Raw genomic sequence first — 25,195 nt, forward strand, 5'->3', positions numbered from 1 at the left:
CCCTATTGATGATTAGTTTAGCGCACACCCTCAAGAAAGGCTGTGCGGAAAAAGCGGAGTAAAATATGTACGCTGTTTTCCAATCTGGTGGTAAACAACACCGTGTAAGCGAAGGTCAAACTCTTCGTTTAGAGAAATTAGACGTTGAAACTGGTGCAACTGTAGAATTTGATAAAGTTCTTCTTGTTGCTAACGGCGAAGACATCAAAGTTGGTGCTCCTCTTGTAGAGGGCGGCAAAATTGTTGCTGAAGTTGTACAACACGGTCGTGGCGATAAAGTTAAAATCGTTAAGTTCCGTCGTCGTAAGCACTCTCGTAAGCAACAGGGTCACCGTCAGTGGTTCACTGAAGTGAAGATCACTGGTATCAACGCTTAATCTATTAGGAGAGTTTAACAATGGCACACAAAAAAGCTGGTGGTTCTACTCGTAACGGCCGCGATTCAGAAAGCAAACGTCTAGGTGTTAAGCGTTTCGGTGGTGAATCTGTACTTGCAGGTAACATCATCGTTCGTCAACGTGGTACTAAGTTCCACGCTGGTAACAACGTAGGTATCGGTAAAGACCACACTCTATTCGCTCTTACTGAAGGTAAAGTGAAGTTCGAAGTGAAAGGTCCTAAGAACCGTAAGTTTGTAAGCATCGAAGCTGAGTAATTAGGTTTTTACCAAGTTACTTAATAGCTTTAAGCTGAATTCAAAAGCCCTGCCGAATCGGCGGGGTTTTTTATTTATGGCAGTCGACATATCGAAGTTTCTCGTTTCCACGTTATTTGTGGGCTGGGAGCTTAGATCTGTCATCTGCTAAAATTGTCAGATGACAAAGTAGATTTAATCCACGCACGAAGTAGTCGGAGTAAAAGATGAAGTTCGTAGATGAAGCGGTAGTAAAAGTTCAGGCTGGCGACGGCGGTAGCGGCGTTGTGAGTTTCTGGCGTGAAAAATTCATCACTAAAGGTGGCCCTGATGGCGGTGATGGTGGCGACGGTGGTGATGTTTATATCCAAGCCGATGAAAACCTTAACACTCTGATTGATTATCGTTTCCAGCGCTTCTACGAAGCGGAGCGTGGTGAGAATGGCCGCGGTGGTAACTGTACTGGTAAACGTGGTAAAGACATCGTTCTTCGTGTGCCTGTAGGTACGCGCGCAGTGGATATCCACACAAATGAAATCGTGGCAGAAGTTGCTGAACACGGTAAGAAAGTGATGATCGCAAAAGGCGGTTGGCACGGTCTAGGTAACACGCGTTTCAAATCTTCAGTAAACCGCGCGCCTCGTCAAAGAACATTAGGCACAAAAGGTGAAGTACGTGAAATTCGCCTTGAGCTATTGCTTCTTGCTGACGTTGGTATGCTTGGTCTACCTAATGCAGGTAAATCAACCTTTATCCGCGCAGTCTCAGCAGCAAAACCAAAAGTCGCTGATTACCCATTCACGACGTTGATTCCAAGCTTGGGCGTAGTGAGTGTCGTACCAGAGAAAAGCTTTGTTGTTGCAGACATTCCAGGTCTTATCGAAGGTGCAGCAGATGGCGCTGGTCTTGGTATTCGATTCTTGAAGCACTTAGAGCGTTGCCGAGTGTTGCTGCACATGATCGATATTATGCCAATTGATCAGTCTGATCCGGTGCAAAATGCACTGACGATCATTGATGAGCTAGAGCAATACAGTGAAAAACTGGCAAGCAAGCCACGCTGGTTAGTATTCAACAAAGTTGATTTAATGCCTGAAGAAGAAGCGAATGAGAAGATCCAAGAAATCTTAGACGCACTAGGCTGGGAAGACGAGTACTTTAAGATCTCGGCGATCAATCGTAACGGTACTAAAGAGCTTTGTTACAAATTGGCTGACTTTATGGATAACCTACCTCGCGAAGAGGAGGAAGTGGCTGAAGAAGATAAAGTTAACTTCATGTGGGATGACTACCATAAAGATGCGATGGCGGGTAAAGACGTTATCACTGAAGATGACGACGACGATTGGGATGACTGGGACGATGAAGAAGATGACGGTCACGTTGTCTACGTTCGTGACTAATCAGAACCGTCAAACAATGCCTGTTTGCCAATAATTCATTAAGCCGCAATTATTTATTGCGGCTTTTTTTGTATCTAAATCATATTTAGATGGTGTGATTTACGGCACAATAGCCGATACGTCGTGATTTTTGAGGGCTAGTTTGGACCTCTCGCGTATGAATGAGCAACACCCTAAAAGGAATTAGACTGATTTATGACTCTAGAAACCATACCGTCTGGAGAGTTGGCGGTATCCACTCAACGATCTATTTCTCGCCTTGTTGCCCAAGCCGGGCAAATGCTACTCGCTCATGGTGCTGAAAGTACTCTGGTGAGCGATATTATGCGCCGTATTGGCCTTGCTTGTGGGGTTAATGAAGTTGCGGTTGCGCTATCAGCCAATGCACTGGTTGTAACGACGGTAATGGATGGACACTGCATCACCACCACCCGAAGTTGTGCCGATCGTGGCATTAATATGCGCGTTATTACGCAAATTCAACGTATCTGCATCATGATGGAGCGTGGGCTGCTCGATGCAACCATGGCGCAGAAAAAGCTGAACGCCATCAGTCCAGAGCGTTATAACCGCTGGCTGGTGGTGTTTATGATTGGCTTGTCATGTGCGGCATTCAGTCATCTGGCTGGTGGCGATTGGGGGGTATTTGTTATGACCTTTTTAGCATCAGCTGGTGGCATGATCGTTCGCCAAGAAATTGGTCATCGTCACTTTAACCCTTTACTGAACTTTGCAGCGACCGCCTTTGTCACCACCCTAATTTCTGCGCAAGCGGAAATCTACCAAATCGGCAATCTGCCCACCGTTGCAATGGCATCGTCGGTATTAATGCTCGTACCGGGTTTCCCGTTGATTAACTCAGTGGCAGACATGCTGAAAGGGCACATTAACATGGGTATTGCCCGGTTTGTGATGGCCAGCTTACTGACGTTGGCGACGTGTTTGGGCATCGTTGCTGCGATGAGCGTTACTGGAATTTGGGGGTGGGCAATCTAATGAGTTTATTTGATTTGATGCTTGGCCTGCTGAATGACATGTTTTTCGCTGCGATTCCCGCAGTTGGATTTGCACTGGTTTTTAACGTGCCACAAAGAGCTTTAGTGTATTGCGCTGTTGGCGGCGCGATTGGACACGGCAGCCGTTATTTGATGATGCAGTTTGGTATTCCCATTGAATGGGCGACCTTTTTTGCCGCGACGCTAGTTGGGATGATCGGGGTATACTGGTCTCGCCGCTTTCTCGCGCACCCAAAAGTGTTCACTGTGGCAGCTTTGATCCCGATGGTACCTGGCGTGTTTGCATACAAAGCAATGATAGCCATGGTTGAGATCAACCATATTGGTTATTCACCTGAGCTCGTTGCAACTTGTATGGAGAACTTTCTTAAGGCCATGTTTATTATTGCAGGTTTAGCTGTTGGTCTTGCTGTTCCAGGGCTGTTATTCTATCGCCGCAGACCTATTGTATAAGGACCTAACATGATCATTAGTATGATTGCCGCGATGGCCGACAATCGCATCATTGGCAAAGACAATCAAATGCCTTGGCATCTTCCCGCTGATTTCGCTTGGTTTAAGCGTTGTACCATGGGAAAACCGGTTGTGATGGGACGCAAAACCTATGAGTCTATTGGTCGCCCTTTACCTGGTCGCTTGAATATTGTTATCAGCCGTGATGAGACACTAAAGATCGAAGGCGTCACTACCGTAACATCGATTGAGCAAGCTTTGGACGTGGCTGGTGACGTGGAAGAAGTGATGATCATTGGTGGTGGTGCGATTTACGCAGCTTGCCTACCGATGGCCAATAAACTATATGTAACACACATTGAAGCCGCGATTGATGGTGATACTCAGTTCCCAGATTGGGGAGACGAGTTTAAGGAAACTTACTCAGAAAAGTATCAAGCCGATGAGAAGAACGCCTACAACATGCGCTTTACTGTGTTAGAAAAGTAATTCGAGATTAATACAGCGTAGTTAATACGATAATGCCGTTCGTATAACAGCGAGCGGCCATCCCGGCCTGCCATCATCCTGAAAGCGACGGAGGAGCGTGATTCAGGATCTTCTATACGAGTACTTTGTTGTTAAAGGTATCTCTATCTACCCGCAGCGTGCGGATATTAGATTCCTAGTCTCGCTAAGGCTCGCTGGAATGACCCTACAGGAGATGTTAGGTGACAGGCATTCTCCTTACGATGGATTATCGACTATTATTCCGTGTTTAACTTAACGCATCCTGAGTAAAGATTTTCTTATCGTCCCAACGGATCATGGTTAGGCTTCCGCCCCAAACACAGCCAGTATCCAGACCGATGATCTCTTCGTCTACATGGCCTTGTAGTGCAGCCCAGTGACCAAATAACACCGTTTTATTGAGGTGAACGCGCTGAGGTACATCAAACCATGGAATAAGTTCGTTACCGGAAACTTGTTGTGGTGGTAGTTTACAATCCATATCCAAACGACCATCGGGGAAACAAAAGCGCATCCGCGTAAAAGCATTGATAATATAACGGTATCGGTCCAAACCCTGTAGAGAGTCATCCCAGGAATCAGGTTGATTACTGTACATGTTTTTTAAGAGCCAAGGCAGCTCTTCACTTTGGATGATGCGTTCAACTTCGCGGGCACATTTTCTTGCGGTTTTTAGATTCCACTGCGGTGATATCCCAGCGTGACACATCACGAACTCGTCATGCTCGGCCATAAGAGGTTGCTGAGCTAGCCATGCCAATAGATCTTCTTTATCGGGTGCTGTGAAAATAGGCGCGGTTTTATCTTTGTCTTTGACCTTTTTTATCCCGTGAGCAACGGCTAGCAGGTGAAGGTCGTGATTACCAAGCACCACTGTTGCGCTTGTGCCAAGTGACTTCACAAAGCGTAAAGTTTCTAGTGATTTAGGCCCTCTGGCGACCAAATCACCAGCGAGCCAAAGTTGGTCTTTTTTCGCAGAGAAAGAGACTTGTTCTAGTAGTCGCTGCAATTCATCAAAACAGCCTTGAATATCACCAACAATATAAGTAGCCACTGAATCTCCAATTTACTAATTTAAAACATTTGGAACAGCAAGACGAAATGGTTCAATTTCGGTGATGAACTCCTGTCCTTTTTCATCCAGCATTTTGTAGTGCCCTTGCATAACGCCGACAGGGGTTTCTAACGCGGTTCCGCTACTGTACGTGTATTCATCATTGCTTGGAATAAAAGGTTGTTGACCCACCACACCGTCACCTTCAACCGTCATTTGCTTGCCATTCGAGTCTGTGATTAACCAGCGACGGCTCACTAACTGCACGGTTTGTTGGCTAAGGTTTTTGATGGTGATGATATAGGCGAAAACGTAGCGTTGTAGCTCAGGATTGGACTGTTCTTCGATGTATTTGGTGTGAACTTGAATTTTGATGCAAGGTTGAATGACGTCCATGTGCACTCCTCAGAAACGTAATATCCCAATAATAATAAGCCAAACCGGCAAGGGTTTGGCTTATCGTTTGAGTTCTTAGTGCTGCGGGTTATCCGCAAGCCAGTTCGCCATCGCGACGAATTGTTCTAGCGTCAGGTTCTCTGGACGCATGCTTGGATTAACACCTAGCTCTTCTAGTACTTCTGTGCTTAACAACGATTTGTAGCAGTTACGAACTGTTTTACGACGTTGGTTAAAGCCTTCACGACAAACGCGATCCAGCAAACGCAGATCTTTCGCAGGGCATGGTAGCTCTTCATATGGCACTAAACGAACAACGGCAGAGTCCACTTTCGGTGGTGGAACGAATGCCGTTGGCGGTACTTCCAGTACTGGTACCACTTTACAGTAGTACTGAGCCATTACCGTTAAACGGCCGTAAGCTTTGCTGCCAGGGCCGGCGGCTAAGCGGTTTACCACTTCTTTTTGCAGCATAAAGTGCATGTCTTGAATGTCTTTATGGAATTCAAAAAGGTGGAACATCAATGGTGTAGAGATGTTGTACGGCAAGTTACCGAAAATGCGTAGCTTGTTGTTTGGCTTCACTAATTGAGTGAAGTCAAAACGCATAGCGTCACCCTCATGGATGGTCAACTTATCCGCCAGTTCAGGGTGAGTACGTAGGCGTTCCGCCAGATCGCGGTCTAATTCGATAACTGTGAACTTATCCACTTCACGACCTACCGGCTCAGTGATTGCACCAAGACCAGGACCGATTTCAACCAGGTTTTGACCTGGTTTTGGGTTAATCGCTGATACGATTCCATCAATAATGTATGGATCGTTCAGGAAGTTTTGACCAAAACGTTTACGCGCTTTGTGTCCTAAATGGACATCATTTCTCATTGTTTCTTCTCTACCAAATCTATCGCATGCGTGAGCGCTGTTCGGAAACTCCCTGTATCCGCTTGACCTGTCCCTGCCAGATCTAATGCAGTACCGTGATCCACCGATGTTCTAATAAAAGGTAGGCCAAGAGTAATGTTTACTGAACGACCAAAGCCTTTGTATTTTAATACTGGCAACACTTGGTCGTGGTACATGCCTAAAACAGCATCAGCATCATTTAAATATTTTTCATTGAAAATGGTATCTGCCGGCAAAGGGCCGATCAGGTTGATACCTTTTTCTTGTCGAATCTTTTCCAGTGTCGGAGTGATGGTTTCGATCTCTTCACGACCTAAGCAGCCATCTTCGCCAGCATGAGGGTTAAGCCCGCAAACGTAGATGTTTGGTTGTGCGATAGCAAACTTTTCTACAAGGTCTTTATGAAGAATATCGATGATTTTTTCTAATCGCTCTTCGGTGACCGCTTTGGACACATACGCTAAAGGAATATGTGTTGTGACCAGCGCCACGCGTAGCCCTTCCGTTGCTAGCATCATGACGACTAGCGGCGTTTTTGACTTCTCGGCGAAAAACTCAGTATGACCACTGAATGCAACACCTGCGCGATTAATCACCCCCTTATGAACAGGGCCGGTGACAATAGCATCAAATTCATCATTCATACAGCCTAAAGCGGCTCTTTCTAGCGTTTTTAGTACATAGTGACCATTCGCTTCGTTGAGCTCGCCTGCGACCGCAGGTTCCGATATTTGGATATGATCAACGATAAGCGTGCCTGCTTTTTGTGCTTTAGGCGCTTCTTCTGGATTGTAATCAGACAGTTGGACTTCAATGCCAAGCTGCTTGGCTCTGTCCATCAGCATGTTTTTATCGGCGCAGACGACAATTTGGTGCGCCCAATCTTCCTTCGATAAGGCAAGCACTAAGTCTGGGCCGATACCCGCAGGTTCCCCTGCGGTTACGACAATTCTACGAATTGTATTAGTTGTCATTGTTGTCATCCACGATTTCAACAAACGCACTTGCGCGTAGTTCTTGCATCCATGCGCCCGCTTCTTCATTAAATTTACGGTTAAATAGAATACGGTAAGCCTTATTCTTCATCGCTGAGTCTGTGCGGTCAACTTGGCGACGATCCAACACTTCAACGATATGCCAGCCGTGAACGGTTTTGAACGGTTCGCTGATTGAGCCAACAGGCAGAGTTTCTACTTGGTGTTTAAATTCAGGCACGTAAAGATCTGGCGTTTGATAACCTAGCTCACCGTCTTGCGCTGCCGAGCCTGGATCTTGACTGTATTGTGTTGCCAGTTGAGCGAAAGTGGCTTCGCCAGCTTTGATGCGGCGTACAAATTCATTCAGTTGCTTCTTCGCCCCTTCGTCACTCAGAATCACGGTTGGTTTGATCAGGATATGACGCGCATTTACTTCCGTTACTGCAACCGTTTCTAGGCCTTTTACATCCTCAATTTTTAGGATGTGGAAACCGACGCCACTGCGAAATGGACCAATGATGCTGCCTTTGTTTTGCATTTTGATCTGATCGGCAAAGATGGTTGGCATCTCTTCTTTACGCATCCAACCCCAGTCGCCACCTTGTAAAGCTTTAGGACCTTTTGAGTAGGCGTAGGCCATCTCCGTAAAGTCTGCACCTTCGTTCAGCTTTTTCGCCAGCGCTTTTGCTTCTGCTTCTACAGCAGATTTTTCTTTGCCGTCAGAGAAGCGTAGTTGAATGTGTCCAATTTTGTATTGAACGGTCGCATTGGTTTCTTGTGATAGTTGCTCAGCAAGGCTGTCGACTTCTGCTGGAAGGATATTAATACGGCGACGAACCAGTGCATTACGGGCTTCTGAAGCGGCGATTTCCTTACGGATTTGTTCGCGGAATTCTGGGTAACTCAAGCCTTCACTTTCTACAGAAGCGGCGAGTTGTTCTACAGATTGTTCATTATTACGTGCGATCTCCGCAATCGCTTGGTTTAAGCGGTTATCGTCAATACGCACACCGATACGGTCTGCTTCTTGGCCTTGCAACGTGTCAATAATCAGCTTTTCAACAACTTGTTCTTTTAACACGCTAGCAGAAGGTAAGCTCTTTCCGCTTTGACGTGCGTTGGCTTGCAGCGTTTTCATCGCTGTTTCGATGTCGCTTTGTAGAATTACACCGTCGTTCACGATGACCGCAACCTTATCGATCTCTACTGGTGCTGCAACCGCTCCGCAAGAGAGTAGGGTCGTGAATAAGATTGATTTCCAAATTTTCATTTAAAATTCCGTCAGTATTTTTTGAATAGGCGTCTTATTCATTTAAGACGCCTATTTCGATTAATTGTTCAGATAGAATGGGCGGCCGTACTTAATCGCGTTGTCAGAACCATCCAGTTCTTTGACTGCAGTGTCTTCATGCTGATTGGTCGCAAAGCCTTGAATACCGAAGTTAACGCTAAAGTTATTTTCGTATTCAGGTGATGCGCCAGTGCTGCCGATAGTTTGGTTTTCCCAACCAAGCAATTGGTTGGCGTAAGTCACACCAATGTACCAACAGTCAGACTGGTAACGCAGGCTCGCTAGCCATTCTAGGTCCGCATTTTCATTTAGGTCGTAGTAGTATTGACCACTTGCAGACCAGTTCGGGTTGAACTCGTAGGCCGCTACAATACCTGCTTGTGAAATGCCTTTACGAGTAATTGTGTCTAGGTTTTCGAGAATGATCGTATCTTCGATGTATTCACGCGTGACGTAACGATAGTTACCCTGAATAAAGCCACCGTTAAATTGGTACTCTAAGGTACTGTTCGCCAACTGCATGGAGCTCAAATCGATATCGTATTGAATTCCACCGTGATAGAACAAATAATCGTTGTAGTTGAAATCGGCTTCAATCGCCCATGATGAATAGTTGGTGGTCTCATCCGGAAGATTTGGGCTGTTGCTCAGTTTGGTCTTTTTATCGAAGTAGTAAATCTGACCAAATGAAACGTTAAGACGCTCTTTATAGTCATCATCAAAGAAGCGAGTACTCGCACCGTAGCTTAACTGGTTCGCAGAGGCGATTTTATCAATGCCACTGTACTTACGACTGCGGAATAGCCCGTAGTAGTCGGTTTGTAGCAAGGTGGTATCGTAATTGTAGATGTTGGTTTGATCTTCTTCAGGTACGTACAAGTACTGCAGCTGAGGTTCCAGTGTTTGTGTGTAGCCCTTGATCCAACTCGTGTCTCGCTCTAAGTAAAGTTGCGCATGCGTACGGAACTCGGGGATAACACGAGAAACTTCGTCATCTAACTGGTTTTGCAAGTTTACATCTGTCAGACCCGTTAAGTCTTGAGAGTAGTACGTGGAAAGCACGCGAGCTTCCGTTGTCCACGTTGCCCATGAATTTGAAAGCGGCAATGTAAGCCCTGGTTCAATATGAACACGGGTCGCATTTGGTCGCGCAGCATCGCTCGTATCGAAGCGGCTGACTTGGCTCTTCACGTCAAAGTTGAGGTAATCTCCCCACAATGGCGTGTAGTAGTTCAAGTCTAACTGAGGAAGCAGGCGATAAGGGCGGTTCTCTTCTTTCAATAAGATTTGGAAGTCACGAACAGTTAACGAAGCATCCCAGAAGTCAGAACGATATTGTACTTGTCCTTCTTGAACCAGTTGACCATCTTCACGGTTACCAATATCGGAGTCGAGATCGAGGAAGTAATCAATATCACTCACTTTTGAGTAATCGACTTTGACTATCCACTGTTTATTGATGATACCGTCGTGTTTAACTTGGTAGCCCCAACGAGACTCGTCCTGATATTTGCGATCACTATTGAGGTATTCGCCTTTGATTTCCCCATTTCCCCAACCATCTGTTAGGTAGCGGAAATCAGTATCGAGTTTTGTACCACGTTGCTGCATATAGAGCGTGGTGAGTGTCATGTCATATTGAGGCGCGATGTTCCAATAGAATGGCACCTCGACTTCCATACCATCACTAGAACCGTACGATAAAGAAGGGAAGAGGAAACCCGTTTTACGCGTATCTCCAATTGGCATGGTTAGATACGGCACATAGAAAACAGGCACATCTAACACTTCAAATCGAGGGTGGTGCAGCGTCGCTGTCTCTTCATCTTGGTCAACGTCAATACCTGATGCCACTAAACGCCATGAATTGTCGCCTTGAGGACATGATGTAATAGAACCATCTTCGAGTTCATAAACCGACTGACCTGTACGCGCAATGTATGCTGCTGTACCTCGACCTTGTTGGCAAAGGAACTGATAATCGGTGTTCTCCAGTGAAAACGTGTCTTGGTTGATGTCATTAGTAACACGATCAGATCGAGCTTTGACTTGGCCGTCATTGAAAGTCACGTTGCCTTCGGCAACCACGACGTTGTCTTGTTGGTGCAGCGTTACGCTATCTGCGGTGATTTTCTTCTGGCCTTGGGTGACTTGTACATTACCTGAGTACTGAGCTTTGTCACCATTGATGGCTTGCAGGGTGTCAGCTTCTACCACTACTGGGGTATTAAGAGCGTCCTCCTCGCCACTGGTATCGACCAAACATTGATCTGTGGCGGGCATTTCCTGCACACTATCATGGATATTCGCTTTAGCTTGAGTGGTGGGTACAAACAAGGCGGTGCTGATAGAGGCCGCTAAACATGTGCGGGAGAAATGTTGCATTGAATTGAACTTTCCTGTGTCACTACTACTCGATGGCTATAGGGCTTGTTGTACCCTAGCGTAATAGCCAAATGAATCAACTATAGTCGCATTTATCCCAGCGTATTGATTCACTGTGGCATAATGACGACAAAATAGCTGCAAAGATAAGCAGGCGAAATGGCCTAGCCGAAATAAAACTAATTCCATTATCATAAAGGAAATCGTTGCATCCGGCACTATAAGACCGCCGTCGTCGATAAAAATTCATTGATAGAGAACACATAATGCATATTTTTGGCAAAATTCTGGGTGCCTTTTTTGGCTTGTTACTTGGCGGGCCGCTAGGTTTACTCTTTGGCTTATTTATTGGCCATCAATTCGATAAAGCACGTCGCTTGAGTCAAGCCGGGTTCTCTACTGGCGGCTTTGGAAAAGGGCCGAGCCAAGCTCAGCGCCAAGAAGAATTTTTTAAAGCGGCGTTTGCGGTAATGGGACATGTAGCAAAAGCGAAAGGCCAAGTCACCAAAGAGGAAATCCAACTGGCTTCTGCCATGATGGACCGCATGAATTTGCATGGCGAACAGCGCCGCGCTGCGCAAGATGAGTTTCGTGAAGGTAAAGACAGTGACTTTCCGTTAGAAGACGTTCTTGTTCGTGTGAAAATTTCGACAGCAGGCCGTTTTGACTTGTTGCAATTTTTCCTTGAACTACAAATCTCGGCGGCCTTTGCTGACGGCTCGATTCATCCTAGTGAACGAAATGTGTTACACAAAATAGCACGTGGTTTGGGTTTCTCTTCTGAGCAGCTAGAGCGTCGCTTGCAAATGCAAGAAGCCGCATTCCGTTTCCAAAGCCAGGGTGGTTTTCATGATCAGCATCAAGGCCAATCTTCTGGTGGTAGCTGGCAACAAGCTTCACAAGCGGATCAACTGGCTGACGCGTACAAAATTCTGGATGTGTCTTCAGATGCCGACAGTAAAACCGTCAAGCGTGCTTATCGTAAACTGATGAACGAGCATCACCCAGACAAATTGATGGCTAAAGGCCTACCACCAGAGATGATGAACGTAGCGAAAGAAAAATCTCAAGAGATTCAAAACGCTTACGATCTGATTAAAAAGGTCAAAGGCTTTAAGTGATTTTGTCAAAATCTAGAAAATAAAAAGGGCACTTGGTGCCCTTTTAGCTTTTGGGTTACGGGTGACCAAAAGCGTTGCAAGCTGAACGGTGACGATAAATTAGTCAGCTTGATTCAAACGCCAATCGTATTCGTACTTCACTTTTCCAGAGAAGTCTTTGTACTGTGGCGCGTACTTCGCGATGTGGTTGAAGACTTGTTTTTCTCCACCAAAGTCCGCTGCAAACCAATCATAAATGGAAGACAACTGTGCCGTGTTTCCTTGAATGGATACGCCTTTGTTGCTGTTAATAAACGTTCTGGCAGCACTTTCAAGTAAGGCTTCAGTGTTTTCGGCAGTGAATGCTTGAGCTTGTAGGTTAGGGCATCCCAAACTTGCACAATTTACGGCGTAATGCGTTCTTGGATCATTCCAAATTGGACGCAAAATTCGATGTTCAATATCGTTTAAAGTCAGATCCTTGCCGTTGACCACGACCACATCATCTCCCCAAGGACCAAAGCTAAATAAGTCACCCAGCTTGGTGATGGATTCGACGGGATAGTTATCCAAAATAAGATCTACCGTGATGGCGTTGTAAAGGTTCACCCAATAGGCGTATTGCTCTGCTTGGTTGTACTGCAATGGATCGAGTTTTACCAGTCGTCGGATGTACTGCTTTAACTTGGTTTTGTCTGAAGTTGTGACTTTGCTATAACGGAACAAAGTATTCTCACCTTGTTCAACCAAGTAATTGTCTAACAGTTGTTGCCATTCCTGGTGGGAAATGTGTGTTTGGTTGGCCTGATTCGATTGTTGCCAATACGGCCACAAGTCAGATTTAGGAGCAGCGAACGCCGAGAAAGAAACCAGAGTACACAATAGCAATAACAGACGCTTCATAGAGATACCTTTGAATGAGATATTGTTGATAGTGTAGACCTGTTGAGTGCTTGTTTTCTTTCAGTAATCAGTAATCAGTTATCCGTTGCCTTTATTCTCCGTCATTCCGAGGAGCATAAGCGACAGCAGGAATCTAATCCCCACAAACGCTTGAGTAAAGAAAGTATGAATCTGCACAGTACATTCTGGCAGTCGATCCTGAATCACGCTCCTTCGCCGCTGTTCAGGATGACGAATTTCAACAGAGGCGTTCGGTATTCCGTAAGTAAAACGCTATAAAATCAGTCACCTAAAACATTAAAAGGGCCGACAATTGCCAGCCCTTGATTTGTGTATTTACTAATGCGTTTTAACGCAAGAAGCTTGGGATATTCGCTTCGTACTCAGCAATCTTATCTTCGTGCTGAAGGGTTAGGCCAATGTTGTCCAAACCGTTTAGTAAGCAGTGACGACGGAACGAATCGATTTCAAAACCATACTCTTTGCCGTTGGCACGAACCACATTCGCTTCTAAATCGACCTCGACTTCTGCGCCTTCATTCGCCTCAACAAACTGGAAGATCTCATCCACTTCTTGCTCAGTCAAACGAACTGGCACCATTTGGTTGTTGATCGAGTTGCCGTAAAAGATATCGGCAAAGCTTGGTGCGATCATCGCTTTTATGCCGTAATCCGCCAGTGCCCACGGTGCGTGCTCGCGAGATGAGCCACAGCCGAAGTTTTCACGAGCCAGCAAGATAGACGCGCCTTGGTAGCGAGGTGCGTTCATCACGAACTCTGGATTTGGTTGTTCGCCAGCATCGTCTAGGAAGCGCCAGTCATGGAACAAGTGTTTACCAAAGCCTAGGCGGGAGACCTTTTGTAGGAACTGCTTTGGAATGATGGCATCAGTATCAACGTTCGCCGCATCTAGAGGAACAACTAAGCCTGTGTGTTGTTTAAAGCCTGACATTTGTTTGCTCCTTAGTCTAGTTCACGAATATCTACAAAGTGACCAGCAATTGCTGCTGCCGCTGCCATCGCAGGGCTCACTAGGTGGGTACGGCCATCACGACCTTGGCGGCCTTCAAAGTTACGATTTGAAGTAGACGCACAACGTTCATGTGGACCCAAACGGTCATTGTTCATTGCTAGACACATCGAGCAACCTGGTAGGCGCCACTCAAAGCCCGCCTCTTTAAAGATGACATCTAGGCCTTCTGCTTCCGCCTGCGCTTTTACTTGCTCAGAGCCAGGAACGATTAGCGCTTGAACGTGAGACGCGACTTTGCGACCTTTCGCGACTTCCGCCGCTGCGCGCATATCTTCGATACGTGAGTTAGTACAAGAGCCAACGAAGACTTTATCGACGTTGTAATCAGACAATGACTTGCCTGCTTCTAGACCCATGTAAGCCAGAGCTTTTTCTGCCGATGCTTTTTCTACTGGGTCGGCAAAACTTTCTGGGGCTGGGATTGGTTGGTCTACCGCGATAACTTGTCCTGGGTTAGTACCCCAAGTGACTTGTGGTTTGATATCCGCTGCGTTTAGTGTCACGACCGCATCAAACTGGGCATCATCGTCAGTTTTTAATGTCTTCCAATATTCTACAGCGGCATCAAAATCCGCACCTTGAGGTGAGAACTTACGGCCTTTGATGTATTCGAATGTAGTTTCATCTGGCGCAATCAAACCGGCTTTTGCACCTAACTCAATCGCCATATTACATACGGTCATGCGACCTTCCATTGAAAGGTCAGTGATCGCTTCACCACAGAATTCAACTACGTAGCCTGTACCGCCTGCTGCTGTCGTTTCACCGATGATTGCTAGCACAATGTCTTTCGCAGTAATGCCCGGAGCTACTTTGCCTTTCACTTCGATCTTCATCGTTTTAGCACGCGCTTGTTTTAGCGTTTGAGTTGCTAATACGTGCTCAACTTCAGAGGTACCAATACCAAATGCTAGCGAGCCAAATGCACCGTGTGTAGCCGTGTGCGAGTCACCACAAACAATGGTCATGCCCGGTAGGGTAATACCAAGCTCTGGGCCCATGACGTGCACAATACCTTGGTATTTGTGGTTAATGTCATAAAGCGTAACGCCAAACTCTTCACAGTTTTTCGATAGCGTTTCCATCTGGATACGTGCCATCTCACCGGATGCGTTAATGTCTTTGGTGGTGGTCGAAACGTTGTGGTCCATAGTGGCAAAAGTTTTGCTGACCTGACGCACTTTACGACCTTTTTCACGCAAGCCATCAAAAGCCTGCGGAGACGTTACTTCATGTACCAAGTGACGGTCGATGTACAAGATAGGGTTTTCCCCTTCTGCTGCGACGGCAACGTGTGCGTCGTAGACTTTTTCGTATAGTGTTTTGCCCATTGTTTGCTTCCTTTCCTCGTTATCCTTGTTGCTTTGTTTTAGCACCAATGACTTAGAGGTAAGTCATTGGTGGATAGAGGATTTAGTATTTATTATGAATCTGTTCTGTATTACGAGTTTAAGATGTACTCAGCAATCTTATCGCCCATTTCAGACGTTGAGAGTGCCGGGTTGTCGCCTGCAAGGTCGCCTGTTAGCTCGCCAGCTGAAAGTGCTTTCGACACCGCTGCTTCGATGTCTTGTGCTGCGGCTTCTTCGCCAAGGCTATAACGTAACATCAGTGCCGCAGATAGGATTTGCGCCACTGGGTTAGCGATGTTCTTACCTGCGATATCTGGTGCACTGCCGCCTGCTGGCTCGTACAGACCGAATTTGCTTTCGTTTAGGCTCGCTGAAGGCAACATACCCATAGAGCCAGTGATCATCGCGCACTCATCAGAAATGATGTCGCCGAAGATGTTTGAACATAGCATTACGTCGAACTGTGCTGGGTCTTTGATAAGTTGCATGGTTGCGTTATCAATGTACATGTGTGATAGCTCAACATCTGGGTAGTCTTTTGCGATTTCTTCGACTACTTCACGCCATAGAATAGAGCTTTGTAGAACGTTCGCTTTGTCGATAGAGCACACTTTCTTGCGACGTAGACGAGCAGACTCAAAAGCGATTTTTGCAATACGTTCGATCTCAAAGCGGTGGTACACCTCAGTGTCGAACGCTTTCTCTGTTGGACCTTCGCCTTCACGACCTTTTGGTTGACCGAAATAGATCCCGCCTGTCAGTTCACGGACCACGACGATATCAAAGCCACGGCCTGAGATGTCTGCACGTAGTGGTGAGAAAGCTTCCAGACCTGCGTGGATTTGCGCTGGGCGTAGGTTACAAAACAGTTGAAAGTGTTTACGTAGCGGAAGTAGGGCGCCACGTTCTGGTTGGTCGTTGGGTGGCAAGTGCTCCCACTTCGGGCCGCCAACCGAGCCAAATAGTACTGCATCAGACTCTTCACACGCTTTTACGGTGCTTTCTGGAAGTGGGCTGCCATGATTATCGATCGCGATGCCGCCTACATCATGTTCGTCACGCTCAAACGCAATACCGTGCTTCTTTTCGATAGCATCCAATACCTTGTGTGCTTGCGCCATTACTTCCGGGCCGATGCCGTCACCGGGTAGGACGGCAATTTTGTATGATTTGTCTGTCATGTTAATCCTTTAAGTTTTCTAATTTTGAGCTTAATTATTTCAACGAGCGTGTTCTTTCCTGAGCCATGTAGCCTGGTTGTTATTACACAGTCGCAATCTTTTTCTGCTTCATTTCTTCGATTTTGTCTGCACGGTGGATGCTATTAATAACGTGCAATAGTGCTTGGCCGGAAGCTTCAACGATATCGGTGGAAACGCCTGTACCGTGGTATTTACGACCTTTGTAGTTGGCAATGATGTCAGCTTGACCCAAACCATCTTCACCTTCGCCTTTCGCGGTTAGGTCGAATTTATCCAGTACGATGTCGTAGCCTGTCACGCGGTAGATACATTGGTATAGCGCATCAACTGGGCCATTACCGACTGCCGCTTCACACATTTCTTCATCGCCACATTGCATTTTGATGCTGGTGGTGGCCATTACGCTGCCCGATTGCACGCTTAGGTAGTTCAGTTTGTAGAAGTCATCTTCTTCACGCAGGTTCGAGAAGTGCATTAGAGCCTCTAGATCGTAATCGAACACTTGGCCTTTGCGGTCGGCAAGTTTCAAGAAGTCCGCGTATAGAGCGTCTAGGTTGTACTCGTCCTCGTTGTATCCCATGGTATCCATGTGACTCTTCACGGCTGCGCGACCACTACGGCTGGTTAGGTTTAGTGCTTGGTTTTTAAGGCCAATCGACTCAGGGGTCATGATTTCGTAGGTATTCTTATTCTTTAACATGCCATCCTGGTGGATACCTGAAGAGTGACTAAAGGCATTCGCGCCCACAATCGCTTTGTTGCTCTGAATTGGCATGTTGCATAATTGGCTCACCAATTTACTGGTGCGGTGAATTTCATCATGTTTGATGCCAGTGTGAACACCCAAGAACTCTTGACGCGTCTTGATGATCATTGCGATCTCTTCAAGAGAACAGTTACCTGCTCGCTCACCAATGCCATTGATGGTGCCTTCTATCTGACGTGCGCCGGCTTGAACGGCGGCAATAGAGTTGGCAACTGACATCCCCAAGTCGTCGTGACAGTGAACGGAGATGATCGCTTTATCAATGTTTGGAACGCGGTTGAAAAGGGTTTGAATAATGCCACCAAACTCGCTTGGTACTGTGTAGCCAACGGTATCTGGAATGTTGATTGTGCTCGCACCTGCATTGATGGCAGCTTCTACCATGCGACATAGGTTGTCGATAGGAGTACGACCTGCATCTTCACAAGAAAACTCGACATCATCGGTGTAGTTACGCGCATGTTTAACGGCGTTGACCGCCATTTCAAGTACATCGTCGTAGCTGCGGCGTAGTTTGTCTTCTACGTGAATGGTGGAAGTGGCTAAAAACGTGTGAATACGGAATTGGTCGGCCACTTTTAATGCTTCAGCGGCGGCATCAATATCTTTCGCAACGGCACGCGAAAGGGCACAAACTCGACTGTTTTTGATGTTTTTTGCAATGGTTTGTACCGACTCGAAATCACCTGGTGAAGAGATTGGGAAGCCAGCTTCGATAACATCAACGCCGAGTCTTTCCAGCGCATAGGCAATTTGCAGTTTTTCTTTAACCGTCAAGCTTGCTGACAACGCTTGCTCGCCATCACGCAATGTGGTGTCGAATATAATGACCTGATCGTTCATGTTTGCTTCCTTCCTGATTTCTGCACTTTACGTGCAAGTTAATCGTTTACTTCCAGTATTTAGATATAAAAAAACCCGCATTCTCATGCGGGTTCTTAGAAATTGGTGTGGTTATTTTTCTTCCACAGCCTACCCGCGCGAACTGGTCACGATCAGGAGGAGGCTAAGCAGAATAGAAAAATGAGCTGACATAGTTGTTAAGCTTTCCACATAATTAAGTTAACAAATTAGTACCGCACTCCATGGAGCGCGTCAACCCTAAAGTCGATTTTTTATTCATATCGGATGAGTCTTTTCATTTACTCGAGAAAAATGATGCGCTAAGTGAAACTGCATGGTGCGATAGAAACGTGCTAGAAGAGGCAAGTTCTCATCAAGTTTGCGACGTTTCATTACCAAAACAAACATTGGGATTGCGACTTGTCACACAAAGGCCCGAATTGTTTGGCAAAAGTTTTGAATGACCATTTATAGTAGTGCAGTTGCACTAGGTAAAAAGAAGGGTTAAGGAATAATGAGGTTAGCAAAACAATTTGGACGTTCAGCCGCAGTAATTACTCTGGTCAGCTTATCGGGTTGTCAGCTGTTTCAATCTCAAACCTATATGGCAGAGGTTTCCCCTGTTGCTATTAATGATCACTCTCAGAGTGTCATGGTGATTAATGATCAAATGGATCGATTCTTGAGCTACGAGGGACGTGAGTCGTTTTTGAATCAAATGCTCGTTGCTCTTGAGTCGGACAGTCGAGATAAATTTAAAGGCAAAGATCCGGAAACCTATTCGTGGTGGAAGATCCGAGTGCAACCTAGTGAGAAACAACAAGCGGAAGTCTTCCGACCAACTGCTGACGGTGTGGATACCTCAAACCCCGTTGAGTTTATGGATGTCTCCTATCGCTCTAAGACCACATTAAACCTGCGATCCAAGCCGAGCCTAGAAGGAGAAAAGCTTGGCGTGTTATCGAAAGGGGAAGTTTTTAATGTGTTGGCAAAAGTGGTGGATCAACCTTGGTTTCTCGTTGAACAGAAAGGCGTGATAAAAGGTTACGTCCATAAGGATTATGCGCGCAGCAATGTGGTAAATCGTGACATTCTATCGACACAGCCTAATCCTCTTTTAGAGTCTGTTTCGAGCACAACTGAGCAAACGGGTATAGAGCATGAACTGTCAGGAAATTACACTTGCCGCTCCCTTAGCTACGAGCTGACAAAAGATGGCGACATGACGATTGGCTCTTTGCGCGCCTGTCGTAAGAAGAGAAAAGTCTGGTATATCGATACGCCTCAACCGCAGCAAGCAAACCCTTCTTAATAGATCTCTCCTATGATTGTGCTCAATAGATAGATTATTGGGCACACTCTAATTTGGCATTTGTCATTAATTGTCCAAACTCCCGTCATGCAGTTGTCACCTAAACCTCCTACTTTTCACACAACGGCGTTGTCAAAGTAAGGAAAGGCCACATGCGAACCATAGAGACAATTACACAGCCAATTGCAACCATTGCTAAGTTTGATTTAGCGCTCTCTAGTGTTTGTCTTAAGCACCGTTTTAATCAGCAAGTTGCCAACATCAGTAAAGGAGTCTCCCACAGTGGTGACGGACATCTGTACTTGGTGCTAGGTTTATTAGCTTGGTATTTAGATAAAGAGCAGGGAGTCTGGTTTTTACTGGCGGGTTTACTTGCTTTTGCTATCGAGTTGCCAATTTATTGGACGCTGAAAAACAGTTTTAAGCGTCGTCGCCCTGAAGAACTCAGTGCACTCCTTCCTGCTTTTATTACCCCATCTGATCGCTATAGCCTGCCTTCAGGACATACCGCTGCAGCGTTCGTGATGGCGACGCTGATTGAGCACTTCTATCCAAGTTTAGGTATTGCAGCATTCTTTTGGGCAAGTTTAATCGGAACTGCGCGAATCTTATTGGGGGTGCACTTTTTTACCGATGTCATCATTGGTGCACTGCTAGGTAGCTTTTGTGGTGGATTAGCGATTGCGATGCTGGGAGGTTAATTGATGAAAATCTTATACGGTGTTCAAGGTACAGGAAACGGACATATTGCGCGTGCGAGGGCGATGAGTCATGCGTTTAAAGAGCACGATGTTGAGGTCGACTTTTTGTTTTCTGGACGAGCGCCTGAAAAGTACTTTTCAATGGAAGCGTTTGGCGATTATCAGACTCGCCGAGGCTTCACCTTTATCACTGAAAAAGGTTCAGTGAACTATGCGAAAACAGCATTGAGTAACAATTTGGTGCAATTTTGCAAAGAAGTTAAACAGCTTGATTTGTCGTCCTATGATCTCGTGCTCAATGATTTCGAGCCTGTTACGGCATGGGCGGCAAAACAACAAAATAAGCCGTCGATTGGTATCAGTCATCAAAATGCTTTCCGTTATCCAGTGCCGTTAAAGGGAGCGAGTTGGTTAGACAAATCCGTCATTGAATACTTTGCGCCTTCTCAATACCACCTTGGTTTGCATTGGCATCATTTTGATCAACCTTTGCTACCACCGATAGTGCATACCGTCGATAGCCAAGCAGAAAATGATGATTTTGTTTTGGTGTATCTACCGTTCGAATCCATTGAAGACATCTCGGATTTACTGTTCCATTTTAACCAGCAAGTGTTCATCTGTTATCACCCCGATGTGATCGAATGTGAGCAAGTGGAAAACATAGAATTACGCCCTTTATGCCACAGCAACTTTCAGCATCATTTGCATCGGTGTAGTGGTGTCATTGCCAATGGTGGATTTGAGCTCCCTTCGGAAGCTCTGTCTCTAGGGAAAAAATTATTGCTTAAGCCACTCGCAGGTCAGTTTGAGCAACAAAGCAATGTCGCGACCTTAGAAGACTTAGGACTTGCGATGTCGATGGAGAGCTTAGACATTTCCGCAGTACGCCAGTGGCTAAAGGAGCAACAAGCCGAAAGTGTGAAATACCCAGATGTTGCTCAGGCCATTGTCCATTGGGTATTGCAAGGCGCGTGGGATTCACAAGCGGAGTTATCCAAACAGTTGTGGGAGCAAGTTGATTTCCCAAGTTACGTGTCGAACATTTAAGTACGTTGTTCTAAGTACATTGTTCCTTCCTATTTTTGACACGATTTTGTTGCAGCCTTTCAATCTAGAAGGCTGCATTTTTATTCTTTCTCTTTCATTTCTATTCAATGTGTATTTGCTGATAATTTGACTGATAAGTGCAAATTTCACTCAGAGATATAGTCGTTATCTGTTGGTTTGTTCTCGACTAATAACTGAGGTAAATGCATGCGTGTGGTGACCATCCGTCTCATCAATTTGCTAAATACTTCCTCAAAGAATGCGCTTTTACGTGTTTTATAGTTTTTTATGTTTTTATCAAGCCATTGTTATTTAAAGGATAAATACCTAATCGGCTAAAATTTACTGATTAAATATCAATCTAGTTGCGAAACCGCAATCGATTAGTTGATAGTACAGTTCGAGCCGGAAGTATCCGGACGGCAAATATAATAAAAAGTTAGGTTATCTATTCGTAAAATGATTCGAATCCAGCCGCCGTCTTTTGTGCGAGATGGGATTCTATTCGTTATGAATTTAATGAACAAAGTTGACGATTACAAAAGAGGCGCACTCAATGTTAGAGAAGAAAGATGCGATGAGCGCAATTGCTAGCTACCGTATGGAAAGCACTTTGCGTGGTGTAGATTTAAACCTACTGACTGTATTTGATGCTGTGATGCAAGAGCAAAATATTACTCGTGCAGCACATAACTTAGGCATGTCTCAGCCAGCAGTAAGTAATGCCGTGGCACGCCTAAAAGTGATGTTTAACGACGAGCTCTTTATGCGTCAGGGCCGTGGTATTCAGCCAACGCAACGCGCTCGTCAGTTGTTTGGCCCAATTCGCCAAGCATTACAGCTGATTCGTAATGAACTTCCTAGCTCCGTATTCCAACCAGAATCTTCGACTCGCTTATTTAAGTTGGCGATTTGCAGCCCTTGTGACATGCGTTTTGCTCCGAAGATCATGGCAAAAGTGAATCAACAAGCACCAAACGTTCAGCTTCACCTAGATGCAGAATTTGACCGTCTTTTGTCTGAGCGTATGCGCTATCAAGAAATTGATTTCGTGATCGATTATGCTCGCTTTGATGAGCAAGGTTTCTCAAGTACTGAAATTTTCAAAGATGAATTAGTGGTTATCGCGTCAAAAACACACCCACGCATTCAAGGTGGTGTAACGGCCGAGCAACTGCTTAACGAAAAACATGCGAAGTTATCGAAAGTGCACGGTCAACGCAGCTTCTCAGAACAAGCATATCGTGAACTGGATTGCCAAGCCGCGTACGAAGGCTCTAGTCTAAGCAACCTACTATATGTGGTGGGTCAATCTGAGCTTGTGACTATCGCGCCACGTTGGATGGCAGAAAATGCGGTAAACAGCGATCAGCTGCAAATTCTAGACTTCCCATTTGCAAACAAGGAAATCAGCGGCTTCTTAAGCTGGCATGAATCAAGTGAAAAAGATAAAGGCCACATTTGGCTGCGCGATCAACTGATGATCACTTGTGGTGAAGTGGTTGCCGCAAAATAGATGACGTTTGGTCTTATCGGTTAAGACCATATTGGTAATAATCAATTTTTACAATTCATTGGTCCCCGAGAGATTTTTTGTCTCTCGGGGCTTTTTGTTTTAGCAATCAACAATCGAAACAGTAAGTTAAATAGAGTAATCATTCAGCAGTTTTGGGTATGTTCGCGACGTATAAGTGATAGTTGTCTCTTATTAGTGATAAGTTTGATACTGGTCAGTTGCGTTTTAGCAAGCCGTGAGTACACTTGTTCGCTCAATTAGCTTACGCCTGTAAGCCAAAAGGTAAGTAAAAGAATGGCCAAGTTAGATTTTCATATCGTTAAACGTATTCGTGAACAAATTGCGAACGGTGGTACACGCGTTGCACTCAAGCATAAAGTGGGTGAGGAATGGCAAGGTATTACGTGGACGCAATTTGGTCAGCAAGTTGATGCTTTATCACTTGCACTTTTGGCTCAGGGATTAGGAGTCCAAGATAAAATCGGCATTTTCTCGAACAACATGCCGCAATGGACGATTGCTGATATTGCAGCGCTACAACTACGCGGCGTAACAGTACCTATTTACCCAACCAATACCGCCGCTCAGTCGGCGTACATCATTGACAACGCAGACGTCAAAGTGCTGTTTGTTGGTGAGCAGCCACAATTTGACGCAGCAGTGAGCATTTTCGACCAGTGCGAGCAGTTAGAGCTCATTGTTGCCATGTCTGATGATATCGAACTTGGCGAGCATGATTTCGTTATCTCTTGGCAAGCATTTGTCGCCAAAGGCGATACCACATACCAAGTTGAATTAGACGCACGTTTAGAGCAAGCAAAGGAAGATGATCTACTTACGCTGATCTACACCTCGGGCACAACAGGCCAACCAAAGGGTGTCATGTTGGACTACGCAAACATTGCGGCGCAATTGGAAGGGCACGATCAACGTTTGAGCCTTTCTCAAAGTGATGTGTCATTGTGTTTCCTTCCGCTGTCACACGTATTTGAACGCGCTTGGACCTTTTATGTGTTGTACAAAGGGGCGACCAACTGCTATTTGCAAGACACCATGCAGGTGCGTGATGCACTGAGCCAAGTGCAACCTACCGTGATGTGTGCCGTGCCGCGCTTCTATGAGAAGATCTTCTCTGCGATTCACGAGAAAGTGTCTCGCGCGCCAATTCATCGCAAGATCATGTTTACTTGGGCTGTGAACATGGGCGCAAAAATGGCCGCTTGTCATCAAGAAAAACGTCAGCCATCGCTCATGCTGCGCAAGTCATATGCCCTGGCGGATAAATTGGTTCTGAGCAAGCTGCGAGCGTTACTTGGTGGACAAATCAACTTTATGCCGTGTGGCGGTGCAAAGTTAGATGAAACCATAGGCCGATTCTTCCACGCGATTGGTATCAATGTGAAGTTAGGTTACGGCATGACTGAAACCACGGCGACAGTATCGTGTTGGGATGATAAGTGCTTTAACCCAGACTCTATTGGTATGTCGATGCCTGGCGCGCAAGTGAAGATCGGTGAGAACAACGAGATTCTGGTGCGTGGTCCAATGGTGATGCGTGGCTATTACAAAATGCCAGAAGAGACCGAAAAGACCTTTGATGAGCACGGTTTCCTAAAAACTGGCGATGCGGGTTACATTGATGAAAATGGCAACCTGTTCATCACTGATCGTATCAAAGAGTTGATGAAAACTTCAGGTGGTAAATACATCGCTCCACAAATGATTGAAGGTGCGATTGGTAAAGACCACTTCATCGAGCAAATCGCGGTTATCGCGGATACGCGTAAGTTTGTCTCGGCGCTGATTGTGCCGTGTTTTGATTCTCTTGAAGAGTATGCGAAAGAGCTGAATATCAAGTATCACGATCGCGTTGAATTGATTAAGCATCACCAAGTGGTCGAAATGCTTGAGAAGCGTGTTAACGATCTCCAAAAAGAGTTGGCAAAGTTTGAACAGGTGAAGAAGTTTAAACTGTTACCAAGAGCTTTCTCTATGGATGATGGTGAGTTAACGCCAACTCAAAAACTGCGTCGTAAAGTCATCAATGACAAATACCAAGATGAAATTGAAGAAATGTATAAGGAAAAGTCAGAGAAAAAGTAACTTAAGCTGACTTAGATTTTATATTGATGAAAAAATCCCCAGTGATGTTATTGCGCATTGCTGGGGATTTTTGTTTGTGTTGATTCTTTCTATTTTGCTCACCAAATACAGCTATTTAGCACCCTATACTTAAAAGGTTCTGAAATAATGTTCTTTTTTTGAACGTTAAATTTTTAGGTTGTACTGTGAAATAAGGTATGTGTGGCTGCTATTCCTACTAACATTCTAATTACTAGCATCTTGTTTAAAAAGTAGACCAATCTCTCATTAGACCCGTTGATAATAAAAC

Annotated in this window: 23 protein-coding genes; 12 read left to right on the top strand and 11 right to left on the bottom strand. The window is 45.5% G+C overall.

Features of this window, described 5'->3' with window-relative positions:
* The first annotated feature begins 65 nt into the window (after positions 1 to 65).
* From rplU to folA, 6 genes are all read left to right on the top strand, one after another.
* The gene (rplU, locus tag LIX84_RS13600; protein ID WP_005383096.1) at positions 66 to 377 is read left to right on the top strand and encodes a 50S ribosomal protein L21; all 312 of its coding nucleotides are present in this window, start codon (positions 66 to 68) and stop codon (positions 375 to 377) included.
* Between the two features lie 20 nt (positions 378 to 397).
* Positions 398 to 655: a 50S ribosomal protein L27 gene (gene rpmA / locus LIX84_RS13605; RefSeq protein WP_005383095.1), complete on the top strand. Its 258-nt coding sequence runs from the start codon at positions 398 to 400 to the stop codon at positions 653 to 655.
* A 206-nt stretch (positions 656 to 861) separates the two neighbouring features.
* Positions 862 to 2,037, top strand: a complete 1,176-nt coding sequence (cgtA, locus tag LIX84_RS13610) for an Obg family GTPase CgtA (protein ID WP_005383091.1) — start codon at positions 862 to 864, stop codon at positions 2,035 to 2,037.
* A gap of 195 nt (positions 2,038 to 2,232) precedes the next feature.
* Entirely contained in the window at positions 2,233 to 3,033 is an 801-nt protein-coding gene (locus tag LIX84_RS13615) for a threonine/serine exporter family protein (protein ID WP_005392296.1), read from the top strand.
* On the top strand, positions 3,033 to 3,506 hold the full coding sequence (locus LIX84_RS13620) for a threonine/serine exporter family protein (protein ID WP_005392295.1): 474 nt from the start codon (positions 3,033 to 3,035) through the stop codon (positions 3,504 to 3,506). Before LIX84_RS13615 ends, LIX84_RS13620 begins: the two co-directional genes overlap by 1 nt.
* Before the next feature lie 9 nt (positions 3,507 to 3,515).
* Positions 3,516 to 3,995, top strand: coding sequence for a type 3 dihydrofolate reductase (gene folA, locus LIX84_RS13625; RefSeq protein ID WP_046874034.1), 480 nt, complete (start codon positions 3,516 to 3,518; stop codon positions 3,993 to 3,995).
* 268 nt (positions 3,996 to 4,263) lie between these two features.
* Here the strand turns inward: folA and LIX84_RS13630 are convergent, their stop codons facing one another.
* From LIX84_RS13630 to lptD, 6 genes are all read right to left on the bottom strand, one after another.
* The gene (locus LIX84_RS13630; protein ID WP_226421523.1) at positions 4,264 to 5,070 is read right to left on the bottom strand and encodes a symmetrical bis(5'-nucleosyl)-tetraphosphatase; all 807 of its coding nucleotides are present in this window, start codon (positions 5,068 to 5,070) and stop codon (positions 4,264 to 4,266) included.
* A 15-nt stretch (positions 5,071 to 5,085) separates the two neighbouring features.
* Positions 5,086 to 5,466, bottom strand: a complete 381-nt coding sequence (gene apaG / locus LIX84_RS13635) for a Co2+/Mg2+ efflux protein ApaG (protein ID WP_005379668.1) — start codon at positions 5,464 to 5,466, stop codon at positions 5,086 to 5,088.
* Between the two features lie 75 nt (positions 5,467 to 5,541).
* The gene (gene rsmA, locus LIX84_RS13640; RefSeq protein ID WP_005379669.1) at positions 5,542 to 6,351 is read right to left on the bottom strand and encodes a 16S rRNA (adenine(1518)-N(6)/adenine(1519)-N(6))-dimethyltransferase RsmA; all 810 of its coding nucleotides are present in this window, start codon (positions 6,349 to 6,351) and stop codon (positions 5,542 to 5,544) included.
* Complete coding sequence (pdxA, locus tag LIX84_RS13645; RefSeq protein ID WP_047009044.1) at positions 6,348 to 7,346, bottom strand: 4-hydroxythreonine-4-phosphate dehydrogenase PdxA; 999 nt, start codon at positions 7,344 to 7,346, stop codon at positions 6,348 to 6,350. Before pdxA ends, rsmA begins: the two co-directional genes overlap by 4 nt.
* On the bottom strand, positions 7,336 to 8,619 hold the full coding sequence (surA, locus tag LIX84_RS13650) for a peptidylprolyl isomerase SurA (protein WP_226421524.1): 1,284 nt from the start codon (positions 8,617 to 8,619) through the stop codon (positions 7,336 to 7,338). The genes pdxA and surA overlap by 11 nt, the downstream gene beginning before the upstream one ends.
* A 60-nt stretch (positions 8,620 to 8,679) precedes the next feature.
* Complete coding sequence (lptD, locus tag LIX84_RS13655) at positions 8,680 to 11,025, bottom strand: LPS assembly protein LptD (protein WP_226421525.1); 2,346 nt, start codon at positions 11,023 to 11,025, stop codon at positions 8,680 to 8,682.
* Between the two features lie 266 nt (positions 11,026 to 11,291).
* Here lptD and djlA point away from each other — a divergent pair, with 266 nt between their 5' ends.
* The gene (gene djlA, locus LIX84_RS13660; RefSeq protein ID WP_226421526.1) at positions 11,292 to 12,146 is read left to right on the top strand and encodes a co-chaperone DjlA; all 855 of its coding nucleotides are present in this window, start codon (positions 11,292 to 11,294) and stop codon (positions 12,144 to 12,146) included.
* 99 nt (positions 12,147 to 12,245) lie between these two features.
* Here djlA and LIX84_RS13665 read toward each other — a convergent pair whose 3' ends face one another.
* The 5 genes from LIX84_RS13665 to leuA form a co-directional block, all read right to left on the bottom strand.
* The gene (locus tag LIX84_RS13665) at positions 12,246 to 13,028 is read right to left on the bottom strand and encodes a DUF547 domain-containing protein (RefSeq protein ID WP_226421527.1); all 783 of its coding nucleotides are present in this window, start codon (positions 13,026 to 13,028) and stop codon (positions 12,246 to 12,248) included.
* 349 nt (positions 13,029 to 13,377) lie between these two features.
* Positions 13,378 to 13,980 (bottom strand): 3-isopropylmalate dehydratase small subunit, encoded by a 603-nt coding sequence (leuD, locus tag LIX84_RS13670; RefSeq protein WP_005383071.1) that lies wholly within the window; start codon positions 13,978 to 13,980, stop codon positions 13,378 to 13,380.
* A gap of 11 nt (positions 13,981 to 13,991) precedes the next feature.
* A complete protein-coding gene (gene leuC, locus LIX84_RS13675) occupies positions 13,992 to 15,392 on the bottom strand; it encodes a 3-isopropylmalate dehydratase large subunit (RefSeq protein WP_039841408.1) in 1,401 nt (466 codons plus the stop codon).
* A gap of 110 nt (positions 15,393 to 15,502) precedes the next feature.
* On the bottom strand, positions 15,503 to 16,594 hold the full coding sequence (gene leuB / locus LIX84_RS13680) for a 3-isopropylmalate dehydrogenase (RefSeq protein ID WP_226421528.1): 1,092 nt from the start codon (positions 16,592 to 16,594) through the stop codon (positions 15,503 to 15,505).
* An 82-nt stretch (positions 16,595 to 16,676) separates the two neighbouring features.
* Complete coding sequence (gene leuA, locus LIX84_RS13685) at positions 16,677 to 18,224, bottom strand: 2-isopropylmalate synthase (RefSeq protein ID WP_006742733.1); 1,548 nt, start codon at positions 18,222 to 18,224, stop codon at positions 16,677 to 16,679.
* A 514-nt stretch (positions 18,225 to 18,738) separates the two neighbouring features.
* Between leuA and LIX84_RS13690 the strand changes: the two genes are divergently transcribed.
* The 5 genes from LIX84_RS13690 to LIX84_RS13710 all read left to right on the top strand — a co-directional run bounded on the left by LIX84_RS13690 (position 18,739) and on the right by LIX84_RS13710 (position 24,906).
* Positions 18,739 to 19,536 carry an SH3 domain-containing protein gene (locus tag LIX84_RS13690; protein WP_226421529.1) on the top strand — a complete coding sequence of 266 codons (798 nt, stop codon included), beginning with the start codon at positions 18,739 to 18,741 and terminating at the stop codon, positions 19,534 to 19,536.
* Between the two features lie 152 nt (positions 19,537 to 19,688).
* The gene (locus tag LIX84_RS13695; RefSeq protein ID WP_226421530.1) at positions 19,689 to 20,237 is read left to right on the top strand and encodes a phosphatase PAP2 family protein; all 549 of its coding nucleotides are present in this window, start codon (positions 19,689 to 19,691) and stop codon (positions 20,235 to 20,237) included.
* A gap of 3 nt (positions 20,238 to 20,240) precedes the next feature.
* A complete protein-coding gene (locus tag LIX84_RS13700; protein WP_226421531.1) occupies positions 20,241 to 21,287 on the top strand; it encodes an MJ1255/VC2487 family glycosyltransferase in 1,047 nt (348 codons plus the stop codon).
* Between the two features lie 556 nt (positions 21,288 to 21,843).
* Positions 21,844 to 22,803, top strand: coding sequence for a LysR family transcriptional regulator CalR (gene calR, locus LIX84_RS13705; protein WP_005379693.1), 960 nt, complete (start codon positions 21,844 to 21,846; stop codon positions 22,801 to 22,803).
* A 294-nt stretch (positions 22,804 to 23,097) separates the two neighbouring features.
* The gene (locus LIX84_RS13710) at positions 23,098 to 24,906 is read left to right on the top strand and encodes an AMP-dependent synthetase/ligase (RefSeq protein ID WP_046874025.1); all 1,809 of its coding nucleotides are present in this window, start codon (positions 23,098 to 23,100) and stop codon (positions 24,904 to 24,906) included.
* The last annotated feature ends 289 nt before the right edge of the window (positions 24,907 to 25,195 follow it).

It is taken from the genome of Vibrio sp. E14, from assembly GCF_020515785.1.
GTDB classification, from domain to species: Bacteria; Pseudomonadota; Gammaproteobacteria; order Enterobacterales; family Vibrionaceae; genus Vibrio; species Vibrio diabolicus.